At 54.5% G+C, this 22,308-nt stretch carries 17 protein-coding genes and 1 pseudogene; 7 read left to right on the top strand and 11 right to left on the bottom strand.

The window, feature by feature from the left end:
• Window positions 1–121: 121 nt before the first annotated feature.
• Window positions 122–694, bottom strand: a complete 573-nt coding sequence (locus tag LJE94_14380) for a DUF2062 domain-containing protein (GenBank protein MCG6911294.1) — start codon at window positions 692–694, stop codon at window positions 122–124.
• 289 nt (window positions 695–983) lie between these two features.
• On the opposite strand from LJE94_14380, the gene LJE94_14375 reads away from it, so the two are divergent.
• Window positions 984–1,367 (top strand): hypothetical protein, encoded by a 384-nt coding sequence (locus LJE94_14375; GenBank protein ID MCG6911293.1) that lies wholly within the window; start codon window positions 984–986, stop codon window positions 1,365–1,367.
• Window positions 1,368–1,460: 93 nt separating this feature from the next.
• On the top strand, window positions 1,461–4,469 hold the full coding sequence (locus tag LJE94_14370; protein MCG6911292.1) for an insulinase family protein: 3,009 nt from the start codon (window positions 1,461–1,463) through the stop codon (window positions 4,467–4,469).
• A gap of 362 nt (window positions 4,470–4,831) precedes the next feature.
• On the opposite strand, the gene LJE94_14365 is transcribed toward LJE94_14370, so the two are convergent.
• The 3 genes and pseudogenes from LJE94_14365 to LJE94_14355 form a co-directional block, all read right to left on the bottom strand.
• Window positions 4,832–5,149, bottom strand: a complete 318-nt coding sequence (locus LJE94_14365) for a hypothetical protein (GenBank protein MCG6911291.1) — start codon at window positions 5,147–5,149, stop codon at window positions 4,832–4,834.
• A gap of 186 nt (window positions 5,150–5,335) precedes the next feature.
• Entirely contained in the window at window positions 5,336–6,145 is an 810-nt protein-coding gene (locus LJE94_14360) for an enoyl-CoA hydratase/isomerase family protein (GenBank protein ID MCG6911290.1), read from the bottom strand.
• A gap of 94 nt (window positions 6,146–6,239) precedes the next feature.
• Window positions 6,240–6,341 (bottom strand): annotated as a pseudogene (locus LJE94_14355) (integrase).
• A 298-nt stretch (window positions 6,342–6,639) separates the two neighbouring features.
• Between LJE94_14355 and LJE94_14350 the strand changes: the two are divergent.
• The 5 genes from LJE94_14350 to LJE94_14330 all read left to right on the top strand — a co-directional run bounded on the left by LJE94_14350 (window position 6,640) and on the right by LJE94_14330 (window position 10,616).
• Window positions 6,640–7,086, top strand: a complete 447-nt coding sequence (locus LJE94_14350; GenBank protein MCG6911289.1) for a CGGC domain-containing protein — start codon at window positions 6,640–6,642, stop codon at window positions 7,084–7,086.
• Between the two features lie 155 nt (window positions 7,087–7,241).
• Window positions 7,242–7,880, top strand: a complete 639-nt coding sequence (locus LJE94_14345; GenBank protein ID MCG6911288.1) for a flavodoxin family protein — start codon at window positions 7,242–7,244, stop codon at window positions 7,878–7,880.
• Window positions 7,881–7,933: 53 nt separating this feature from the next.
• Window positions 7,934–9,106 (top strand): YgeY family selenium metabolism-linked hydrolase, encoded by a 1,173-nt coding sequence (locus tag LJE94_14340; protein MCG6911287.1) that lies wholly within the window; start codon window positions 7,934–7,936, stop codon window positions 9,104–9,106.
• A 69-nt stretch (window positions 9,107–9,175) separates the two neighbouring features.
• Complete coding sequence (locus LJE94_14335; GenBank protein ID MCG6911286.1) at window positions 9,176–10,264, top strand: hypothetical protein; 1,089 nt, start codon at window positions 9,176–9,178, stop codon at window positions 10,262–10,264.
• Window positions 10,257–10,616, top strand: a complete 360-nt coding sequence (locus tag LJE94_14330) for a DUF1214 domain-containing protein (GenBank protein ID MCG6911285.1) — start codon at window positions 10,257–10,259, stop codon at window positions 10,614–10,616. Before LJE94_14335 ends, LJE94_14330 begins: the two co-directional genes overlap by 8 nt.
• A 1-nt stretch (window position 10,617) precedes the next feature.
• On the opposite strand, the gene LJE94_14325 is transcribed toward LJE94_14330, so the two are convergent.
• From LJE94_14325 to LJE94_14295, 7 genes are all read right to left on the bottom strand, one after another.
• Window positions 10,618–11,778: a 2Fe-2S iron-sulfur cluster binding domain-containing protein gene (locus tag LJE94_14325; protein MCG6911284.1), complete on the bottom strand. Its 1,161-nt coding sequence runs from the start codon at window positions 11,776–11,778 to the stop codon at window positions 10,618–10,620.
• A 192-nt stretch (window positions 11,779–11,970) separates the two neighbouring features.
• Window positions 11,971–13,467, bottom strand: a complete 1,497-nt coding sequence (locus tag LJE94_14320; protein MCG6911283.1) for an NAD(P)/FAD-dependent oxidoreductase — start codon at window positions 13,465–13,467, stop codon at window positions 11,971–11,973.
• Window positions 13,468–13,665: 198 nt separating this feature from the next.
• Window positions 13,666–14,808 carry an acyl-CoA dehydrogenase family protein gene (locus tag LJE94_14315; protein MCG6911282.1) on the bottom strand — a complete coding sequence of 381 codons (1,143 nt, stop codon included), beginning with the start codon at window positions 14,806–14,808 and terminating at the stop codon, window positions 13,666–13,668.
• Between the two features lie 169 nt (window positions 14,809–14,977).
• Window positions 14,978–16,186 carry an acetyl-CoA acetyltransferase gene (locus LJE94_14310; protein MCG6911281.1) on the bottom strand — a complete coding sequence of 403 codons (1,209 nt, stop codon included), beginning with the start codon at window positions 16,184–16,186 and terminating at the stop codon, window positions 14,978–14,980.
• 209 nt (window positions 16,187–16,395) lie between these two features.
• Window positions 16,396–19,122: an SDR family NAD(P)-dependent oxidoreductase gene (locus LJE94_14305; GenBank protein MCG6911280.1), complete on the bottom strand. Its 2,727-nt coding sequence runs from the start codon at window positions 19,120–19,122 to the stop codon at window positions 16,396–16,398.
• Window positions 19,123–19,358: 236 nt separating this feature from the next.
• A complete protein-coding gene (locus tag LJE94_14300) occupies window positions 19,359–21,467 on the bottom strand; it encodes an SDR family NAD(P)-dependent oxidoreductase (protein MCG6911279.1) in 2,109 nt (702 codons plus the stop codon).
• Window positions 21,468–21,579: 112 nt separating this feature from the next.
• Complete coding sequence (locus LJE94_14295) at window positions 21,580–22,206, bottom strand: TetR/AcrR family transcriptional regulator (GenBank protein MCG6911278.1); 627 nt, start codon at window positions 22,204–22,206, stop codon at window positions 21,580–21,582.
• Window positions 22,207–22,308 lie beyond the last annotated feature (102 nt).

Raw genomic sequence — 22,308 nt, 5'->3', positions numbered from 1 at the left:
TCGGCGGCGACCCCTGTTTTATCGACGATGGCGCGGGCCGTGTTCGGGTCGGCCAGGAAGTTTTGACCCAGCTGCTTTTTGGGATGGAGATTCCATGCCTTCATCAGGATGGAAGGGGAGGTCATGCGCTTTTCCCCTCCGCTTTTGTCCGGCCATTTCCTCCCGGCTTCAGGCATTCGGCACCTGACCACTGACCGGTGACCTCCGGTTCCGCGTCCTCCCCCTCCTTCTTGCGCTGGGAACGCTTCCTGAGGTTGCCGATAATTCTGTAGGTGGCGAGATAAGCAATGATGGCGGGAATGATACCGAGGATGGCCCCCCCGAGCAGCATGGCCAGGGTCACATCCAGCCCCAGGCCGAACAGGGCCCTGATCGATTCGAGATGGACGTCGTATGGCAGGGGTTTCCTGAGGAGCAGCCTCCCGATCTTGAAGCTTCCGTAGTATAATACGGGAATGGTGACAGGGTTGGAAAGCCAAACACCGATAGCCGCGGCGGGCTTGCTTCCTTTCAGAATGAAAGCCAGACAAAGGGCCAGAACCGTATGGAAGGGAATGGTGGGTGTGAAGGCAATGAAAACACCGATTGCCATGCCCATGGCAATATATTGGGGGTCACCCTGCAAATCCCTCAAATGGGTCAGAAACCCTTTAAAGCGTTCTTTAAAAGAAGCTTTTTCCTGTTCTTTATTCATATCAAACAAAAGAAACGATCAACGAAAACACCGTCCCGCTTAAGATTAACAACGATTTCGTTTGAGGTATCACGAAAACATAGGGGTTTCAATACAATCTCACAGGGTTTGGCACTTCATGCGCTTCGGCCGGAAAACATCACTTGCCCCCGAGATAAAATTTTTCTGTGCGGGCAGCACCTGACTTGACTTTTCACATGATATCAGTTAGTTTCACTGCAAGATCAATAATCGGCTGGCAAGAATGAAACCAAGGCTCGCATTAGGTGAAAATGTATCGGAGGTTGCCGTGACACGGAAAAAGAGAAGACCGGCCAGTTTTGACGCCATGGTGAAGTTTTTCATCCGCAATTACGACATTCCCACGCGCAGGGATGTAGACATCCTTATGGAAAAACTGGATAGGTTGGAGAGCCTGATCAAGGCGGGCGGACATGCTGCAAAGGGACCGACCGGGAGCGGGGCGGCGTCTCCCCGCGGGAAAGGCGGGTCAGCCGGAACGGCAGCCGAAACCGTATACCAGATCATATGCAAATCGCGTAAAGGAGTGGGATTTGCCGATATCAGCGCCCAAACGGGATTCGGGGAGAAAAAGGTGCGCAACACCATATATCGATTGCACAACACCGGGAAAATCACGCGCAAGAGCAGGGGAATTTACGTGGCGACCTGATGCCGGAGGTGTGCATCGTTGGGGTAGAGTAGGGGACAGGCCGGATGGCCTGCCTTTTTCGCTGGAGCGAAGTGGTGACTGTGAGGAACGGATATGACTGAAAAAAGAGATGAAAATACGCTTGGAGTGGAGATTGCGTGTGAACGTTACGGGTATGTGGTCCGGCATGTCGAGGCATTGGAGGAGATCGGCTCGACACTGTTCGAACTGCAGCACCGGGCAACAGGCGCCAGGCACATTCACATTGCCAACGGTGATTCGGAAAACACCTTCAGTGTGGCTTTTAAAACCGTTCCATCGGATTCCACCGGCGTGGCTCACATTCTCGAGCACACGGTGCTGTGCGGTTCCGAAAAATTTCCGGTCCGGGATCCCTTCTTTTCCATGCTTAAAAGAAGCCTGAGCACCTTCATGAATGCATTTACCGCTTCGGACTGGACCATGTATCCCTTTTCCACGCAGAACCGCAAAGATTTTTACAACTTGATGGATGTTTACCTGGATGCGACCTTCTTTCCCCGTATCGATCGGTTGAGTTTCAAGCAGGAGGGGCACCGTCTCGAATTGGAAACCGGCCCCGGCGAAACGGACGCCCATCTGGCCTACAAGGGAGTGGTCTACAATGAAATGAAGGGGGCCATGTCCGCGCCGGACCAGGTGATGGCACGGTCGCTGTTGAACGCCCTGTACCCGGACACGACCTACCAATACAACTCGGGCGGCGACCCCGTGGAAATTCCCAACCTGACCCACGCCCAGCTGCGGCAGTTTCACCAGCGGCACTACCACCCGAGCAACGCCTATTTTTACACATACGGGGATCTCCCGCCTGGCGAACACCTGGCTTTTATTCACGGCAAGATATTGAGCCATTTTTCGGCCATCGACCCGAAGACCGAGGTGCCGTCGCAGGACCGTTGGTCCGAATCCAGAACCGTTGCCTACGCCTATCCGCTGGAGCCCGGCGATGATCCGGCCAAAAAGTCCCAGGTGTGCCTTGCCTGGTTGTGTGCCGACATCAAGAATTCCTTTGAGGTGCTGGTTCTCAAGCTGCTGGAGCAGATTACCCTCGGGAATGCGGCCTCCCCTTTGAGAAAAGCGCTGATCGATTCGGGGTTGGGTTCGGCGCTGGCGGATGTCACCGGCTTCGATGCGGACAACCGGGACACTCTTTTTGCATGCGGCCTCAAAGATGTCGACCCGGCGGATGCCGACGCGATCGAAGCGATCGTTTTTAACACCCTCACGCATCTGTCGGACAAAGGCATCGACCGGGAACTGATCGACACGGCTATTCACCAGATCGAATTTCGCCGCAAGGAGATCACCAACTCCCCTTACCCCTTCGGCCTGAAGTTGCTGTTGACCTTTTCGGGCAGCTGGTTTCACGGTGGCCGGCCCGAGCAGGTGCTGAAGTTCGACGCGGACATTCTCAAAATCAGGGAGGAGGCGGCGAAAGGAGGATTTTTCGAGTCCCGCATCAGGCGATACTTTCTGGAAAACAGGCACAGGGTGCTGTTCACCCTCAAGCCCGATCCAACCATGGCCGCCCAAGAGATGGAGCGTGTCCGCAAGGAACTGGCCGGCATTCAGGCGCGCCTGAATGCCGGGGAGCTAGAAGCCATAAAAAGGGATGCCGTGGCCCTGAAGAAGCTGCAGGAGGAAACAGAGGATGTGTCCCTGCTGCCTACGCTGGCTATCGAGGACATACCCCCCTCCGTGCACGTGGTGGCGGCGTCGGAAGATCAGGCAGAGGCGCCGGCCGTCTGCTATTCGCAGTCCACTTCCGGCATCTTCTATTTCACCGCCGCCATGGGTGCCGGGGTGCTGACGCAGCCGCACATCCCCCTGGCGCCGTTTTTCTGCTACGCTTTGCCGAAAATCGGTACGCAACGAAGACCTTTCACAGAGATCGTCCGGATGGTGGACGCCCACACGGGCGGCGTCAACTTGTCAGGAATCGTGCGCACCCGCTTCGACCAGGCCGGTGTCGACGGCACGGGCGTGTGCATGCCCTATTTCGCCGTGAACGGAAAAAGCCTGTCACGCAATCTGGAAAAAATGATGGCCGTCATCGCCGAGATACTGTTAGAAGCGGACTTCAGCGATCTCACGCGATTGAAGAGCCTGCTGCTGGAGTACCGGGCGGCATTGGAAGCCATGGTGGTGCACAACGGCCACCGGCTGGCCATCTCCCTGGCTTCACGCGGCTTTTCAGGGGCCTCCGCGCTGTCGGAGACCTGGGGCGGCATTCACCAGTTGAAATACATGAAAGCACTAACCGAAGCCCTTGACGATACCAAATTGGAGGCCGTATCCCACGACCTGTCGGCCATCCGTGACCGGGTCATCAACCGGGACAATTTGAAAATCGGGCTGGTGGGGGAGGAGGGCGACATTCTTGCCAGCCTCGGCCACGTTGCCGGTGACGGACTTTTTGCGGGCGTCTCGCCATTCGATCCCGATGACGCACGCTTTGCCGCGCCTGCGCTTCAACCGGTCGAAGCACACGGCCTCGAAGGGTGGAGCACGTCCACCGCGGTGTCCTTCGTCGCCAAGACGGTTCGTACGGTCCGCATGGGCCACCCGGATGCTCCGGTACTGGCGGTAATGGCCAAAATGCTGCGTTCCATGTATCTGCATCGGGAAATCCGGGAAAAGGGCGGCGCATACGGCGGATTTGCCCTGTACAATTCCGAAACCGGCTTGTTCAGTTTTGCTTCCTACCGTGATCCGCATATTCTGGCAACGTTGGAAGCCTTCGAGGGGGCGGCACGATTTATCTCGTCGGGAAACTACGACGCTGAAGACGTCAAGGAAGCTATTCTCCAGGTGTGTTCTGAAATCGACAAACCGGATCCCCCCGGTCCCGCCGCAAAAAAAGCCTTTTACCGCCGGCTGGTAGGCTTGACCGACGATGCCCGGCAGGCATTCAAGAAGCGACTGCTGAGTGTCGGGCGTGCGGATATCGTGGAGGCGGCCCGCAACTATTTTTCAGAAGACAACGGAGATGCGGGCGTTGCCGTGATATCCGGTGAAGAACAGCTGAAGAAGGCCAATGACCGCATTACAGGGCCTGCCCTGAAGATCAGCAGGATATGATGGCTTGCAAGGATATAAAGAAATCCTAAATTCTAATTCACCAAATTCAAATATTGAACACTCCCCGCAGCAAGCTTAAGGGGAATCTTCACCGTAAGGAATTCTATCAATTATGATTCGCTCGCTTACCCTGCAGCAAGCTGTAGGGAATGCGCTCGCTATCTCGGTTCAAATACTGAAACGGTATAGGGTGTACGGTGCACGGTATACGGCGGGCCATGGGTTAGAAAATCAGTGTTAAGTGGTGGGTGGTCGATATTGGAATTTCCGGTTTGTCCCGGTTGGATATGCGACATGAAAAAGCCCCCTGACGGATCAGGGGGCTGGTTGGATCTGAAGATAGCGGTCAAAACGGGGTGAACTCAATCTTCGTCCCGGTTTTCTTCGGCATCTTCATTTTCGTCATTTTCTTCACTCTCTTTGTCATCGGCGTCGTCGTTCTCATCGGATCCTTCTTCGGCGTCGACTTCCTGCAGCCGCGGAAAACGGAACCCGGTGTCGATTTCCATAGGATCGTAGTTCAGAAATGTGACTCTGGATTCGACGTATTGGCGTGCCAGCCTGACGCCGTTCAATTTGAGATAAACGAGTACGGCGTTCTGGACCTGTTTGTCGGCCTGCAGCTCTTCCGGCATGCTTCTCATCAGTACGGTGAAAGGTGTTTCAAGGTTATTCGGCATGGAGATTTTCATGAGCAACACGTTCCTCGCAAAATTATGGGTTTTTCCGCAATGGATTACCTGCAATTTTAAAAGAGAAGATAAACCATCTTAAGAAAATGTAAAGCGGTAAATTTGCCCCCCGCAAAATAACCTTAATACAAACCATTATAGATACTTCGCCATGTTGCTCATGCAACCATGAGGTCACCTGCGTTTCCAATCGGGCTCTCTCTTTTCCATGAGAGCGACGATGCCCTCCTGAAAATCGGCGCTTCGGAGCAGCATGCTGTTCAGGTTGATCTCCATGTCCAACTGGGTCATGAGGTCGACCCCCTCGCCCTTTCTGATGATCTTTTTGGTGGCGCCCACGGCCAGGGGAGCCATTCGGGTGATGTCCCGGGCGAGTTGCCCGGCCCGGTTCAGGAGTTCTTCCGCAGGATGCAGGTAGCTCACCAGCCCCCAATTCAAAGCCTGTTCGGCTGAAAAGGTTTTCCCGGTCATGAGCACCTCCATGGCCCGGGAGGCGCCGATGGTGCGGTGTAGGCGGGCCGTGCCGCCCAGGTCGGCAACCAGGCCGAATTTGAGCTCCGGCATGCCCCAGACGCAGTCGTCGGCCATCAGGCGAAAATCGCAGGCCAACGCCAGTTCCATGGCCATGCCGAAGACGGCCCCGTGAAAGGCGCAGATAATGGGAATTTCTATGGATTCCAATCGGTTGAGATAGTGCTGGTACTTGTGGATATCGGCCCTGATGGGGGCGCCGCCGGCCGAGGCGTCGCCGGTGAAGCGGCCCACCAGGGAGCCCAGGGAGTTGAAGTCCACCCCCGATGAAAACACCTGCCCCGCGCCCTTGATGATGATCACCCGAACCTCCGGGTCGATGATTTGATCTTCCACCGTCCGGCTGATTTCGGCCAGCATTTCGAAAGGCAGGGCGTTGCGTTTTGCCGGACGATTGAGGGTGATGAAGAAGATGCGGCCTTTTTTTTCTCCTATCAATCGGTCTTCTGACATGGGTTACCTCGTTTTGCAGATAGGTTGGTGAAAGAACTTATGCTCGCCCCATTCTTTCAGTGCGCAGAGATCACGTAGGGTTTTATAATCTTAATCAGGTAAAATCAAGCGGGCTTTTGGCCTTTTTGACAGTTTGACGCTTGATGGTATGGGTGTATATCATGGTCGTGCGCACGTCACTGTGGCCAAGCAATTCCAGGGGATACAGGGCTTGCATTTGGCCCTCGGGATCTCCTTGATGCCGCCGAAAGTGTTTTTTCATTGAATCTTTAATTTTTTTAGTTTTTAATAACAGACGGTTGCCTGCTTTTCCAACTTTCCATCAATATCATGTGAAATCGATTTCATAGGATGTTATATGTAGAAAAACATATAATTTTGAAGAGTTATGTGGTTAGAATATTGATAAAACAATGCTATGCTGATTGTTGAGATTTACAATCGGGAAGCGCAGAAGCCCCATTCAGCTCTATTGAGGCTAAAAAGGAGACTACATGAAGAAAACAAACAAAATTGGGATAATTATTTGTGATCGTTATCGGAGATGTGGCGGGGGAAAATGTTTCAGGTCACTCAAGAACCGTGAGGGTGCATTCAACAGATACAAAGATATGGAAGTCGAGGTTGTAGGATACACCAGTTGCGACGGGTGCCCCGGGGGCAACATCGAATATGCCGTGGACGAAATGAAAGCAAACGGAGCGGAGATAATCCATCTGGCCACCGGTCTTATTGTCGGATATCCGCCATGCCCTCATATCGTCTATTTTCATGACTATATCAAAGCGAAGTACGGTCTTGAAGTCGTATACGGCACCCACCCCATACCGGAAAAGTATCTGAAGATGCATGAAAAACTGGGAACATGGAACAGCGATGAATGGCAGGGCATCATTACATCGACAATGAATAGTGAAAAGGTGCGCTTGGCTTATAACTGAGAAAAAAAGAATATCATCTAGACATAACACCCCCTCCCCCGCCTACTGTTGGGGATAACCTATAAAAAAATACAGCAAGTTCGCTCGGCCCGACCCCCCTTGACAATTCGTACGGCCCAGGAAATCTGCTGAATACCATATTGGGGAGCTTAGAAATGAAATCGACTATCGCACTAATGAAAAGCGCACTAGACCTGAAGCCGGGTGTTGAGGTTTTTGGCCTAAGTGGAAGTCCTAGAATCAATGGCAATTCCGATATACTGCTGAAAAATATATTATCCGGCGTTGCTCAAGAAAACGTGGTTTCTGATTATCTGAATTTAACGCAAGTGAAATTTCAGGGATGTATTGGATGCGAGAAGTGCAGAAAAGACAAAATATGTACAGGTTTGCTCGATGGAATGTCCCTCATTTATAAAAAAATAATTTCTTCCAAAGGCCTTGTCCTGGTATCCCCGACCCATAATTACAATGTCACCTCCTGGATGAAAGCGTTTATCGATCGTCTTTATTGCTTTTATAATTTTGAAAATGACCGCCCCAGAAGCTGGTCAAGCCGACATTCCAATCAGGGGCGCAAAGCCGTCATTGCGGCAGTATGCGAACAGGAATCCGTTGACGACATGGGCTTCACTTTAGAGGCCATGAAACGGCCTATTGAAGCGCTCGGTTATGAAATCATAGGAGAACTGCCTGTCTTCAGGATCTTCGATAAAGGAAAGGTCAAAGACGATAAACATGCCATCAGCAGCGCATATCGCTTAGGCAAAGAACTGGCCCTCGCTGTAAAATAGCTGAAATCGACATCCCGTCCTTTGTCTGTTGATTGTTCTTAAAAGAGGAAATAATGAATTCATCCGATTTGCTTGCTCCGGAATTACAAAACGAACTTATTGAATTCACTCAAAACCTTGTCAGGATCAAAAGCCTTTCAGGGCAGGAAGGTGAAGTGATCACATGTATCGAACAGAAAATGTTGGATCTCGGCTATGATGAAGTCACGATTGATTCGATGGGGAATATCGTCGGCAGAATCGGCAACGGCGAAAAAGCCATTCTGTTTGATTCGCATGTCGACACGGTCGACGTTAAGGACGAAGAAAAGTGGGACATCCCGCCATTTAGCGGGGATATTGTGGATGGACGCTTGCACGGCAGAGGCTCGGTCGATATGAAATCGGGAGCAGCCGCTTCCATCTATGCCGGCGCCTTGGCCAGGCAACTTGGTTTTACGGCTGGCAAAACAATTTATGTTTCCTGCAGTGTTTTTGAAGAAGACTGCGATGGGGAAAACTTAAAACACCTATTCAACGAACTCGGCCTCAAACCCGATTATGTCGTGATTTGCGAACCTTCCAACAATGTCATTGCACTAGGGCATAAGGGCAAGGCCCAGATATCTATCAAGACGCACGGCGTCTCTGCGCATGGTTCAGCTCCCGAAAAAGGTGTCAATGCCATTTACGAAATGGCCGACATCATCCACCGGGTCGATAGAACCAATCTCGAGCTCATGAAAAAAGGGGAATTACGGGGCACCCTGGTGATGTCGAACATTTCCAGTGTCAGCGCCTCCTTAAATGCCGTCCCTTCGGCGTGCGAAGTTTATTTGGACAGAAGAATGATTCCCGGAGAAACGAAAGAAGAGATCAGGCAGGAAATGGAACGGATTATTCAAGGTAAAAATGCGACATGGGAGGTGGGAACGCTCCATCGAAGAAGCTGGACCGGACTGGACATCACGTACGAACCGTTTCATCCGTCGTGGAAGATAGACGTGAACCACGAACTTTCACAGGCATGCACTGCCGCATATCGGGAAAATTTCGGGCAAGAACCCGCCGAGTATGATTTTTGGGATTTCAGCACGAATGCCGTGACGCCTGTAAGCATGGGTATTCCTACAATCGGTTTCGGACCTGGAGAATACAAACTTGCTCACATGCGAAATGAAAGTTGTGATGTACGTCAAATTCTTGACGCTTGTACATTTTATGCAAGGGTAATCATGAAAATATAAACCCAACTCTTGCTCGTTCATATTCCAATTATACCCATAATAAAGAGGAAACCTCCAAAGGAGGGTACCATGCAAATCGATATGCATTATTATGGAACGTATGCGTTGGCCAGAACGGCAGGGCTGAAACCGGCAGTATGTAAAACCATCGCCCTCGCTTCACAATATGTGGACGACAATGCCGCTGGAACTCACATCGAGTTTCAGGATGGCGGCAGAGTCGATTCCCAGGCGACCGCTCACCACGTATCCGATCTCATCGCAAATCGGGATCCTGAAGACCAGCGTCAGGTCTGGGTGCCGTTTCACTTTCTTCCCGGAAATGAAGGCAGCGCCTTTTCAGAACGGCTGTTGTGCCGGGCAGACAGCAGGGTTGCAAAAGAGATGGTGCAGCATCATCTCGGCTATGCAAAACAGGGTGTGGGCATCTACTTGATCGGTATCGCAGCGCATGTATACGCAGATACATTTTCGCATTTCGGGTTTTCCGGTGTCGGTTCCCGCCGCAACAAGGTGGATAATGACAGTTTCAAATTCGATAAAGGGCTGGATCCGGACATTGCCGACTACATTAAAGGAAAGGAAAAGGATTTTTTCCGTCGGTACGGGAAAGGGGGCGGTTTTATTGCCAACATCAAATCCTGGCTTGCGGAAACCGTTTCGGGCGCCCTGGGACACGGGGCGGTGGCCACGTACCCTGACCGGCCCTATTTAAAATGGAGCTTCAAATACGAATATCCCAAAAAATTGCGTATCGAGCGGGACAATCCAGCGCACTTTCTCAACGGGTGCCGTGCGCTGCACGCCATGTTTGCCCAATTTGCAGAGAACAATACCAAGCTTTCCGATGGAAGCGGCGTTTCGTTTTCCAGCATTGAAAAGCAGATCACCGCCATTCTCACGTACCAGGCAAAAAAGGAAGACCGGATCGCCAGGTGGCGGAAAGAAGCAAAGCAGGGTAAAATCGGAAAAAATGCCTTCGATATACCGTTGTACAAGCCCGAATTATGGATGAAACAGTCCGCGGATATGAACAGTACCGAAAATTCAAAGGCGGCCTTAAGATCGCATCTCTACCGTTTCTATCAGGCCGCGTCCATCCACCGGCAATTTGTATTGCGGGAATTATTGCCGGATAGAAAATTGATCGTTGCCTGAAGATTCAGAAGGAAAGATCCTCGAAGACAACTGCACCTATAAAATTACCGGGAAAGGGGATCTTAACACAAGGTGGTGGAACATAACCATATACCCGGGTAATTATTGGATAGCAAACCCTCTGAAGCGTTATTCGTTTTCAGAAACAAATATTGCCTATGAAAAAGACGGCAGTTGGGTCATACGGATATCCAATGAAAAGCAGAATGGAAATTGGCTTCCCCTTGACAGGGGAAAAGGGCCTTTGAAAATTACGTTGCGCTTGTATAATCCGGAACCGACAGTAATAGATAAGACCAAAACGATTGAATTGCCAAAGATCATCAGGGAGCATTCCAATAATACTTCTTGATTCAGATCATTATCTCCAAATCTTCGAGCGGATACGAAACGCACGAATGCACGTACCCGTACCGGGTGTCCGACCTGCGCACCGGGGTACCGGCGGGCTGGAACACCTTGCCGGAAAGAACCTTGACCCGGCACATGCTGCATTCACCGGACCGGCAGATGGAAGACGGCACGATGCCTTTCTTCTCCAGGGAGACGAGCAGGGGGACGCCCGCCCTGGCGCTGACGGTCCGACCGTCCTTGAGCGTCACCGTAAAGCGGTCTTCGGCAGCGATCTCTTCCGGCCACCCCGGATATGAACATATGTCGCCGGGCGGTCCGTACATCTCCTTTCTGATCTTGCGCCTTTCAATCCCCAGGCTTTCGAGCTCAGGCAGGCAGAAGTCGTACAGGCCCTGCGGCCCGCAGAGAAAGAATGTTTTACCCTGCAGGTCGCCAAGCATTTCTTTGAGCAGCGCGGCGTTGATATATCCGCAGGCACCCCGGTAGCCCTCGGCCGGTTTTTCGATCACCGGTATGTAGGTGATGTTGTCGAACCGCGCGGCGATGCGTTCTAGCTCGTCGTGAAAGATGACGTCGTCCAATTGCCGGTTGCCGTAGAGGAGGGTAACGGTCCTGTCCAGCCCGCACTCCACGATTTCACGGATCATGCTCATGAAGGGCGTAATACCGCTGCCGCCGGCGATACACACCATGTGGTCGTCATGGAAGAGGGGGTTGAAGTAAAAATTGCCCTGGGGGCCGGCGCTTTCGAGCAGATTGCCGATCTTGACGTCATCCATGAGATAGTTCGATGCCAGTCCATCGGGGACGCGACGCACCGTGATGTCGTAAAACCCGGTCTGCCTTGGCTGGGACGAGATGCTGTAGGGCCGGCTGGTGCGGATGCCGCCGATGGTGAGGTACAGCGGGATGTACTGGCCGGCAAGAAACGGCGGCAGGGCCGCATCGACCGGGGTAAGACGCAGGGTCCTGGTCGAGGGCGTTTCTTGGATGACATCCACTACCCTGAGTTTCAATTGCCGCGGGTGGAGCCGCTGGATATAACGGGCGGCCAGCACCTTGTCAAAAGAGCGCTCCCCGGCGGCCCAGAGGCTGTTTTCGATCTCCCCGGCAATTTCCTCGTACCCGTCGAATTCCTGCCAGATGCCTTTTCTCATCATGCCCTCCCGATATTAAAAAAAACGGCCGACAGACCTTCCATCCATCCTGAACAACCTGGAGAAGAAGATCATGCCATCACGAAAGCACGAAAAATGTCGCCGGTTTCGTGATTTTCGGTTTTCGTGTTTTCATGGTTCATTTTGTTTGCTTCTTTAAAATGCCGGTTGTCAAACGTGTTGCGCCAAGAATTGTCAACCGCCGCTTTTGCGTAAAATAGATTTGGCGGCGGCCACTCCGGAGCGCAAAGTAGGCTCGAAGCCCCCGTCGCCGACCCAGCTGCCGGCAAAGGAGAGACCCTCAACCGGTGAGTTGCGGCCGGGCTGAAAAAACATGGAGTCTTTGGTGCGGTGCTCGAAACCGTATACCGCGCCCGCCGGGTGACCGAGGTAGCGCATGTGGGTGAGCGGCGTGCCCACATCGATCTCTTCGATGTGGGGCCGCAGGCCGGGAAAGATTGCCTCGGCCCGTTTCAGCATCGATTCTGCGCAGCGGAACTTTACGTCATGGTATCGGCCCGGGGGAATGTTCAGCCAGGGTTCGCCGTATTTTAGCGTCACGAGGTTGGCCTGGCAGGTTCCCGGCGGGGAAAAAGTGGGGTCGGAAATATCGTAGCAGCTCAGTACCAGCAATTCGTCCGTGATGTCGACGCTCTGCATGCGGTCATGGAGCGATCGTGAGATATCCGTGGAGGCCATCAGGAAATTGGTGGACTCCTCGATGTTCAGCACGTCGGGCTCGCAGTCGAATCCGATGAACATGGTAAAGGCCGAGTTGCTCAAGCTTCTGCTGTGCATCTTTTGCAGGGTCTTGGCTGGGATCAGGTCTTTGCCGATCAGCTCGGAGTAGGTGACCACCGGGGAGATGTTCGAGACCACATACGGCGCTTCCACGGTATCGCCGTCGTCGGTGGCGACGCCTATTATCCGGTTGTTTTCGGTGAGAATGCGCTTCGCCCCGCAGTTGAAGCGGACATCCCCGCCGGCTTTCAGGAACACATTCAGAATGGCATTGGACAACGCCTGGGAGCCGCCCTTGACGTGAAAGGGCTTGAACTCGATGTACTGGAAAAGGACCATGGCCAGGTAGGCAAAAGAAAGCTGGTCGGTGGAAAGACCCAGATATCCCCAGTATACCGATATGACGGCCTTCAGGAGCGGATCCTTGAAAAAGTCGTCGATGACCGCCTTGGCATTTTTTAAGGCATAGCGGTACAGGTGGGGGTATTTTTCCCGGGAAGGCTCCGGGTCGCGAAAAATGAAGGCCCCGATCATATCGCCGGCGTACTTGTACACGAGATCGAAAAAACCGTCGATGCCTTCTTTTTCGTGGGGGAATTTCGCCTTGAGTTCGCTTACGACCTGGCCTTTGTCGGGCTTGAGAGCGGCATGAAAACCGTCCGGCATGCAGACACTGTACAGATCCGAGATTTCGACGAACGTGAGGTCATCCATAATGCCGAGACCGTCCAGGGTCATGCGCAGCGGGCCGGGCTTTTCAGGAGTCCCCAATCCGCTGAGCTGGTGCAGGGCGATCTCGAATTCGAAACGCCCCCGGCAGAAGCTGGTGGCGCATCCTCCGGGGATGTTGTGCCGTTCCAGCAGCAGCACCTTCCGCCCCTTGCGAGCCAGGGTTGCTGACGCGGTCAGGCCCCCGTTTCCCGCTCCGATGACAATGACGTCGTAGTCCATTGATTCCTTCCTCTTTGTTTAAAAATATGGCAGGGTTCAGTTATGTTTTAATGATTGATTTACCATATCAATGACAAGCCGTTTTAGGTTTTATGTTTTACGTTTCGGGGAATTGTTGGTGGAATGATTTTTTTGTCGAGTGACATAAGCCACGCTGCCATCTAAAACCTAACACGTAAAACGTAAAACGCCGGGCATTCAGAGTCCCATGAACTTGGCGGCGATCCCCCGCATCACCTCGTTGGTTCCGGCAAAGATAGACATTACGCGGACATCGCGCCAGGCGCGGGTCACGGGGTACTTTTCCACGGTGGCCTCGTTGCCCAGCAGGTCCATGGCGCGGTCGGCGACCCTTCTGACCATCTCCGTCGTCCAGAATTTAGCCATGGAGGTCTCGATGATGATGTCGCTTCCTTCCATGTGGTCGGCCACCAGCTTCTCCATAAAAGTTCTGCCCAGTTTGACATCGGCAGCCATTTCGACCAGCGCGAACTGGGCGGCCTGCGACTTGGAGATCGGTTTACCGGACACCTGGGTCTCCTTGCAGAAGCGGGTGATCCACTCCACGATGCGTTCGGCCGCCGTGACAGCCCCCACGGCGGTCACCAGCCTTTCCTGCTGGAGTTTCTGCATGAGCATGAGGAAACCCTGCCCTTTTTCACCGAGGCGGTTTGTCACGGGGATTCTGCACTTGGAAAAAAACAGCTCCGCCGTGTCCTGGCTGCGCCAGCCCATTTTGTCCAGATGCCGGCCGCGTTCGAAGCCGGGCGTACCGTTTTCGACGATGTAAAGCGACAGCGCCTGGTAGGGGTTTTCCACGGCCGGATCCCTGGCGGCCACAATCACGAGGTCGGCATTGATACCGTTGGAAATAAAGGTTTTGGAACCGTTGATGACGACCTCGCCGCCCTCCTCTTCGGCGGTGGTGGCCAGGCCGGCCAGATCGCTGCCGGCCCCGGGTTCGGTCATGGCGATCGCAGTGACAATATCTCCACTCACGCATCCCGGCAGGTATTGTTGTTTCTGCGCTTCCGTACCGAAAGAGCTGATGTAGGGCACCACGACATCCGAGTGAAGCGCCGCGGCCAGACCCGTGTGGAAGGTGTAGGAGATCTCTTCGGTGACGATGACGGAGTAGAGAAAGTCCCCGCCAATGCCCCCGTAGGCCTCTTTTACGTCCGTGCAGAGAAATCCCCCCCGGCCCATCTTGCGCCAGATCTCCTTGGGCTCGATTCCGTCCTTTTCCCACTGCTCGACGTTGGGCGTGATTTCTTGGGCGATAAATTCCCGCAGCCGTTTCCGGAAGGCGTCGTGTTCAGGCGTGAAGTTCAGTATTTGCATGGTTTTTATTTGGTGTTTGGTTTTTCGAAAGGGTTCGAGGGATCCAGGGGCCGAGTGAAACCTATTTAATTAGCAAATCATTTAATTCACTCGAGCCCTTTAACCCTCGAATCCTAGTTTATTAGCGGCGCAGTCGCGTTCACAAATGCAATTGATACCGGTCTTTGTATCAATTGTATTTGCCGATGATGGATATGCTGCACACGTTCATGGCCGGGAATCCGCCCAGGTTGTGCGTCAGGCCGTAGGTCGGATTGTCGATCTGTCGGTCGCCGGCCCGGCCGTGCAGCTGCAGGTACATTTCGTAAAGCATGCGCAGGCCGGATGCCCCGATGGGGTGGCCGAAACACTTGAGGCCGCCGTCCACCTGGCAGGGAACCTGGCCGTCCCGGTCGTAAAACCCGTCCATGATGTCCTTGACCGCCCGGCCCCTTTCGGAAATGTGCAGGTCTTCATAGGTCACCAGTTCGGTGATGGAGAAGCAGTCGTGAACCTCCATCATGCTGATCTCCTCGCGCGGGTTGTCGATGCCGGCTTCCTTGTAAGCCATCCGGCTGCACTTGCTGGTGGTCATGAAGTGGTCGCCGTCCCACTCGTTGTACCCCATTTCTTCGCCGCTGCTCAATGCCAGCTGCAGGGCCTTTACGCTAACGAAATCCTTTTTGCCCATCTTTTGGGCTATTTCAGGCGTGGTCACGATGGCACAGGCCGCACCGTCGCTCACCCCGCAGCAGTCGAAGAGCCCCAGGGGATGGGCGATGATGGGGGCCGCCATTACCTGATCTTCGGTCACCTTTTTTCTCAAATGGGCCTTGGGATTGAGGGCGCCGTTGGCGTGGCTCTTGGCCGACACGTGGGCCATGGCCCGTTTGAGGTCCTGATCCGGAACCCTGTACTTGGCGGCGTAGGCGCTGGCCAGCTGGGCGAAGGAGCCCGGCGCGGTCAGGTTGGGGAACCACTGCCAGGTCAATGTGCCCGCGTTGGACCCGGTAAAGCTGGGCAGCCCCCCGTAGCCCGTGTCCTTGAGTTTCTCGGCGCCCAGGGCGAGGCAGATATCGTAGGCGCCGGATGCGACCGCGTAAACAGCCCCCCTGAAAGCCTCGGTGCCGGTGGCACAGAAGTTTTCCACCCGGGTGACGGGAATCAAGGGCAACCGCAGGGTCAGTGAAAGGGGCAGGGCGCTTTTGCCCACGTTGACTTCGTCCAGGCAGCAGCCGAACCAGGCCGCCTCGATGTCGTTTTTTTCTATACCGGCATCCTCCAGGCACTCCTGAAAGGCCTCCACCATGAGTTCCTCGGATCCGACATCCCAGCGTTCCCCAAAGCGGGTGCATCCCATACCGATAATTGCTACTTTATCTTTAATTCCAGTGGCCATTATATGCCTCCTTCTAAATCAGGATTAAACGGAACCACAAAGACACAAAGAGCACAATGTTAAGCAGCCTCTTTGCCTTCGTGATGTCGTCGTTTTAAAATGCGATTTCATATAAATTCCCGATAGAATCTTTATAGCGGCGACTTGTCTCGGCGTAGCTCGAAGAGCGAAGACGGAAGCCGTGTTCCATAAAATTTGCTCCGCAAATTTTATATGGTGAACAGCTTTTCAATCAGCTGTGACTTCATAATATCACCTTCGATCTGCAGCTTCCCGGACGTGAAGGCCTGCATGGCAGGCAGTTTACCGGTCATCATGCTCAGGAAATCGCCGTCGCCCATTTTGAGCGTACACGTGGGAGCTCCGTGCTTCCCGGCCTGAATGGTGCAGGTGTTGTCCTTGACCACACAGTGCCAATCGCCCCCCCCGCTTCCGGAAATGATGAACTGAAAGACCACGTCCACGCCATCGGCGGCATCGGCTTTGAAGGTTGCCGGCATCTTCTCTTCGAAGAAGGTCTTGACGTCCAGGTCGCCGGCAGCAGCGGCATCTTCTGCGGCCGCTTCTTCCTTGGGCGGAGCGATAAGAGCGAAGATGGCGTCATTGGCATCCGCCATCTCCCTGGCGCCTTTGAGCGAGTTGATCGCCTCCCAGTTGTCCCGTATGTCTTCCGGGGTGGGGATGTTGTCCTGGTCTCCCAGCTGCACGCCCGGACCGGTGTGTACGGCGGCCCGGTTGAAGTAGCCCATACCGACGTTGAAAATGGCACCCGTCTCCTCACAGGCCTCGCTGGCCAGGCGGATAACCATGGGGGCCACGAATTCGGGTTTGGATTTTTCGAAAAGGTCCGGCGGCATGACGTCCTCCGTGAGCCTGGAAGCCGCGATGGGTGCAATGGTGTTGACCTTGATGTTGTATTTGGCGCCCTCCAGCTTGATGGTGTTCATCAGGCCGACCAGGCCCATCTTGGCCGCCGAGTAGTTGGTCTGGCCGAAGTTGCCGTAGAGTCCGGCGGCCGAGGTGGTCATGACGATGCGGCCATAGCCCTTTTCCTTCATGATCTGCATGGCCGGCCGGGTGACGTGATAGGCACCGTTCAGGTGAACCGCGAGGACGGTGGCCCAGTTTTCGGGGTCCATCTTTAGGAAGCTCTTGTCCCTCAGGATGCCGGCGTTGTTGATCACGATGTCCACGCCGCCGAAGGCGTCCACGGCGGACCGGATGATGGCCTCGCCGCCTTCGGGGGTGGCGACATTGTCGTAGTTGGCAACGGCTTCTCCGCCCAGTTCCCTGATTTCGGCCACGACATTGTCGGCCGGACTGGCAGAGCCTTCTCCCGAGCCGTCCCGGGCGCCGCCCAGGTCGTTAACGACGATTTTGGCACCGCGCTTGGCCAGCTCCAGGGCGTACACCCGGCCCAGGCCGGCACCGGCGCCGGTAATGACGGCGACGCGGCCGTCGAAAGTTATCCGGTCGGCAGCGGCGGCAGCCCCGGGTACGGGGACCGCTTTCCAGAAATAGTTGGTGAACCCTCGTTCGACGTCCACCCCCTTGCGTTTGAACTCCATCTTGACGGGCAGGCCCACCTTCATGTCGTCGAGTTCACAATCGGTGAAGTCGGCCATCAGCCGGCCGCCGTTCTCGAACTGCACCATGCCGTAGATGGCCGGCGGGTCCACGGAAACGGACAGCATGTCGCCGGTGAAGGTTTTAACCACGGCCGGTTCATCGGCGAATTCATGATCATCCTGGCTGTGGACGGCCCCGCACGTGGGGTTGACACAGATGTCATGTTTGGGGAATTGCAGCGTGCCGCATTCACGGCATTTTCCGCCCACCAGTCCCAGGATCATCTTGTTCTTGCGCCACAAAACGGTGGTAGCGGTCTGGGTGGGGGCTTCGGCGCGAATGCCCATCTCGGTCTGGATCAGATCCCTGAATTTCAGCCATTTTTCGTAGTTGGAAACGGTTTTCTTGTTGGCCAGCGTTCCCTGGAACCCGTTGCGGGGAGGCAGCGCGGCAATGTTGTCGGTCGCGGTGAAAAGCATGGCGTTGCAGCCCTGGCCGAAACCGGCCATGAGGATATTGTCGCCGGGCTTGGCGGTTTCCAGGGCCGACATCATCATCAGGAAGGGGTGGGCCACACCGCACTCGCCGCACACGTCGTGCAGGTTGTCCACTAGCTTATCGGCCGCTCCCAGTTTGGCGGCAATCTTCTTGTGGTCGCCCTTGAAAAAGCACGGGTAGACCAGTTTGTCCACGTCGTCCATGGACATAGCGAGTTTTTCCAGCAGTCCGTTGACCGCTTCGGGGATGATGAGGGCATAACCGGCATCCCTGGTCCAGCGTTCCTCCCACATGTAGTCGACGGCCTTCCGCGCGCCGCGGTAGTGGTCCACGAAGTCGTGGGACACGGAAAAGGACCCCTTGTATTCGGCAATGACGTTTTCGGCGCCCACCGTGAAGGCTCCGGCGCCATCGCCGAACCACATCTCGTAGAAATAGGCGGTCTTGGTTTCGCGCCTGTCGGAAGCCGTTACCAGCACGTTCTTGCGCTCGCCGCTCTTGACCGATTCCAGGGCCGTGATCAGCGCCGTGCTGCCGGCCTTTTGCGAGGCGGAGAAGTCCGAGGTGATGAGCCGGCTCCCCAGATTCAGGGCCGCGGAGACGATGCCGGCGTTCTGCCGGTCGGCAAAGGGCAGGGTGGTCGACGCCAGGTAGAGGCCGTCTATGGCGGATTTGTCGACGCCCTTCAGGCAGTCTCTCGATGCGGCCACGGCCATGGTGATCGTGTCTTCGTCCCAGTTGCACATGGAGCGCTCCCCTTGTGCAACCATCATGATGGCCGGTGCGAACCAGCCCATGGATTGAAAAATGGACATCCTGTCCAGTCTCAGGCGGGGGATGTATGCGCCGTATGAAGTAATTCCAATCATCGTGTGATTCCTCCTTATTCTGTATACGTTCGAACCACAAAGGCACAAAGGTCACAAAGATTGTTTCGTGTGTTTGCCGCATGTCGCTGTGGTCGAAAAATTGTTGCCATCAGTATTAGAAAAAAGTGTTTGGAAAATGTATTGTTTTATAGCGGCGGCTTGGTTCGGTGTCTTGTCCGGCGTAGCTTGCAGAGCGAAGACGGAAGCCGCGTCAAGTAATTTCTTCTTGGCAAAAATTACATTTTGAAGAGTTTTTCGATGAGCTGGGATTTCATGATGTCACCCCCGATTTTCAGCTTGCCGGAGGTGTAGGCCTGCATGGCCGGCAGCTTGGCGGTCATCAGGGCAACGAAATCCTTGTCTCCCATTTCCAGGGTGCAGACCGGTTTGGCATGCTTGCCGGATTTGATGGTGCAGGCACCGTCCTTGATGTCACAGTACCATTCGCCGCCGTCGTCTCCCGTGATGGTGAACTGGAAGACGACTTCCACGCCGCCGGCCGCTTCGGGCACGAAGGCATCGGGCAGGCCTTTGAAAATGTCGGCGACGGAGACCTCGGCCGGCACTGCGACGCCGGCGTCGTCGGCGGGTTTCGCCAGGGCGCCGATGAGGTCGCCGATCTGTTCGTTCAGCTGAAAATAGGTTTTGGCTCCCTCGAGGCTCTTGGCCTTATCCCACTGGGCCACAAGCTCTTCCGGGGTGGGGACGGCCTGGCCGTCGCCGACGACCACACCGGGGCCGGTAACGATGGCCGCCCGGTTGTAACAGCCCATGCCGGCATTGTAGATACCGCCGGTTTCATCACACGCCTCGGAACAGAGATACAGGGCAATGGGCGCCACGAATTCCGGTTTCAATTTTTCGAAAAAATCAGGCGGCAGCACGTCTTCGGTCAGCCGGGAGGCGGCTACCGGGGCGATGGTGTTGACATGGATGCCGTATTTCTGGCCTTCGATTTTTAGGGTGTTCATCAGGCCGATGAGGCCCATTTTGGCGGCCGTGTAGTTGGTCTGACCGAAATTGCCGTAGAGGCCGGCGGCCGAGGTGGTCATGAGGATGCGTCCGTAGCCCTTTTCCTTCATGACGGCAAACGCCGGACGGGTGACGTTGTAGGCGCCGTTGAGGTGTACGTTCAATACGGCTTGCCAATTTTCGGGATCCATCTTGAGGAAACTCTTGTCCCTCAGGATGCCGGCGTTGTTGATCAGGATGTCGACGGTGCCGAAGGCATCCAGGGCGGTTTTGACGATGTTTTCACCGCCTTCCGCCGTGGCCACGTTGTCATAGTTGGCTACGGCCTCTCCACCGGCGGTCTTGATCTCCTCCACAACCTTGTCGGCCGGGCTGGAGGAGCCTTCCCCCGCGCCATCCCTTGCGCCACCCAGGTCGTTGACCACAACCTTGGCACCCCGTTTGGCCAATTCCAGGGCATACACGCGTCCCAACCCCGCACCGGCACCGGTCACCACGGCAACACGGCCGTCAAAGCGGATCTCGTCCCGGGGGATGTCACCGTATTCGAAAATACCGTTGTCGATAACGATCTCCTGGGTCTCTATATTCTGGACGCGCCAGACGGCTTTGCCCTCTTCGGTTTTCCAGATTTGTATGGCAAGCGGCATGCCCGGATAGAGGGGTCTCGAGAAGCGGCAGCACATACGCCGGGCTTTTTCGGGTTCCCCGGGAATGAGGCTCTGGATCAATGCCCGGCAGGCATATCCATGGGTGCACAACCCGTGCATGATGGGTTTTTCGAAGCCGGCCATTTTGGCAAATTCCGGATCCACGTGAAGCTGGAAGACATCCCCGGAGAGCCGGTAGAGGAGGGGCTGATTTTCGGACGGGGACGCATTGACACTGAAATCCGGCTCTCTGTCCGGAAATTCGAATTTTTCCCGGGGCCGGTTCTCGCCGCCAAAGCCGCCGTCGAGGCGTGAGAAGATGGTCATGCTGGAGGTGAACAGCTTCTGGCCGTTGGAGTGTTTTGTCTCGGCCTCGGCAACCACCAGGGCACCTTTGTCTTTGCCTTTGTCGTAGTAGTTGAGGATCTTTCCTTCCGAGATCATGGTGCCATCAGGCGGTATGGGGTTGTGAAAGACGATCTCCTGTTCACCGTGCAGGATGCCGGCCAGGTTGACATTGGTCAGCGAGACGGCCTCGGGCATGACATCATAAATTGTGGTGATGGCAAAGCTGGGGACAACCTTCAGGTCCTTTTCGTAGCAGTACTCCAGATCGGAAAAACCGGCACCGACGCCTAAGGCGTACAACACGGCGTCCTTCCAGGTGTAGTCTTTGGAAACAGGGCCGATTTTTTTTCCGACAGCATCAAGATTCAACGCCATGGGATTCCTCCTTTGGAAATAAATTTTCTTGATTAAAAGGAACGATGATGATCAGTTTGTACGGAAACTACTGTTAACTGCATGAATGGCTTTTTCAGCCATCCATGAAAATTTATTTTGTGAACGCCGGCACCATCATGAATTTGACTGTTTCCCGGACCACCGACCGGTAGCCTTCGCGGTCCACTTTCAAGATGGGCCTGAAAAAATTTTCGCCTGAAATGAAGTTGAGCACGCAGTTCCAGACGGCCAGGATGCGGGCCTTGTCCTGAACAGCCACATGGGCTTTGTCTTTCGCAAGGTCCATGGCAACGGCGATGCCCGATGTGTAGTCGTCGATTTTTATTTTTATGTCGGGAACGCTTCCCGGCTCGGTTTTGTTGAAATAGCCGAAAAGAATCAGGTTGGACACTTCCGGGTGTTTGAACAGGTAGGCCGTGAGAAGATCGATAGATATTTCCAGGCGTTCTGAAAGGGATTTGCCCCGGGCCTGCTTCTCGACCTCTTCGAATTTACCCAGGATTTCGTCGTTGAGATCGGTGATGAGGGCTTCGTAAAGATCCAGCTTTTCCCCCCAGTGATAGTAAAGGGTGGAAATATCGATGCCCACGTCCGCGGCAATCATGCGCGTGGTCGTACGGTTGTATCCGTATTCCCCGAACAATTTCCTGGCGGAGGCCAGGATGCGGGCTTTCATGGAGCCGGGATCCTGACGGGCTTTTTCAAGCGGTGAGGGCACGGTTACATCCCCTGTTCCAGCAATATTGTCCCATTAAATGTTTCCATCAACTGATGGAGAAAGATACACTTATAATTGCATGGATGTCAAGATAAAAAACAG

The organism is Deltaproteobacteria bacterium (assembly GCA_022340465.1).
Classification (GTDB): Bacteria; Desulfobacterota; Desulfobacteria; order Desulfobacterales; family B30-G6; genus JAJDNW01.
The sequence above is the reverse complement of the archived record's forward strand: the minus strand, read 5'-3'. Positions and strand labels throughout refer to the sequence as shown.

What these genes read in the sequence shown, in the direction of transcription:
- LJE94_14380 (MCG6911294.1), bottom strand. Translation starts at nt 694, where the DNA reads ATGAATAAAGAACAGGAAAAAGCTTCTTTTAAAGAACGCTTTAAAGGG.
- LJE94_14370 (MCG6911292.1), top strand. Translation starts at nt 1,461, where the DNA reads ATGACTGAAAAAAGAGATGAAAATACGCTTGGAGTGGAGATTGCGTGT.
- LJE94_14365 (MCG6911291.1), bottom strand. Translation starts at nt 5,149, where the DNA reads ATGCCGAATAACCTTGAAACACCTTTCACCGTACTGATGAGAAGCATG.
- LJE94_14360 (MCG6911290.1), bottom strand. Translation starts at nt 6,145, where the DNA reads ATGTCAGAAGACCGATTGATAGGAGAAAAAAAAGGCCGCATCTTCTTC.
- LJE94_14350 (MCG6911289.1), top strand. Translation starts at nt 6,640, where the DNA reads ATGAAGAAAACAAACAAAATTGGGATAATTATTTGTGATCGTTATCGG.
- LJE94_14345 (MCG6911288.1), top strand. Translation starts at nt 7,242, where the DNA reads ATGAAATCGACTATCGCACTAATGAAAAGCGCACTAGACCTGAAGCCG.
- LJE94_14340 (MCG6911287.1), top strand. Translation starts at nt 7,934, where the DNA reads ATGAATTCATCCGATTTGCTTGCTCCGGAATTACAAAACGAACTTATT.
- LJE94_14335 (MCG6911286.1), top strand. Translation starts at nt 9,176, where the DNA reads ATGCAAATCGATATGCATTATTATGGAACGTATGCGTTGGCCAGAACG.
- LJE94_14325 (MCG6911284.1), bottom strand. Translation starts at nt 11,778, where the DNA reads ATGATGAGAAAAGGCATCTGGCAGGAATTCGACGGGTACGAGGAAATT.
- LJE94_14320 (MCG6911283.1), bottom strand. Translation starts at nt 13,467, where the DNA reads ATGGACTACGACGTCATTGTCATCGGAGCGGGAAACGGGGGCCTGACC.
- LJE94_14315 (MCG6911282.1), bottom strand. Translation starts at nt 14,808, where the DNA reads ATGCAAATACTGAACTTCACGCCTGAACACGACGCCTTCCGGAAACGG.
- LJE94_14310 (MCG6911281.1), bottom strand. Translation starts at nt 16,186, where the DNA reads ATGGCCACTGGAATTAAAGATAAAGTAGCAATTATCGGTATGGGATGC.
- LJE94_14305 (MCG6911280.1), bottom strand. Translation starts at nt 19,122, where the DNA reads ATGATTGGAATTACTTCATACGGCGCATACATCCCCCGCCTGAGACTG.
- LJE94_14300 (MCG6911279.1), bottom strand. Translation starts at nt 21,467, where the DNA reads ATGGCGTTGAATCTTGATGCTGTCGGAAAAAAAATCGGCCCTGTTTCC.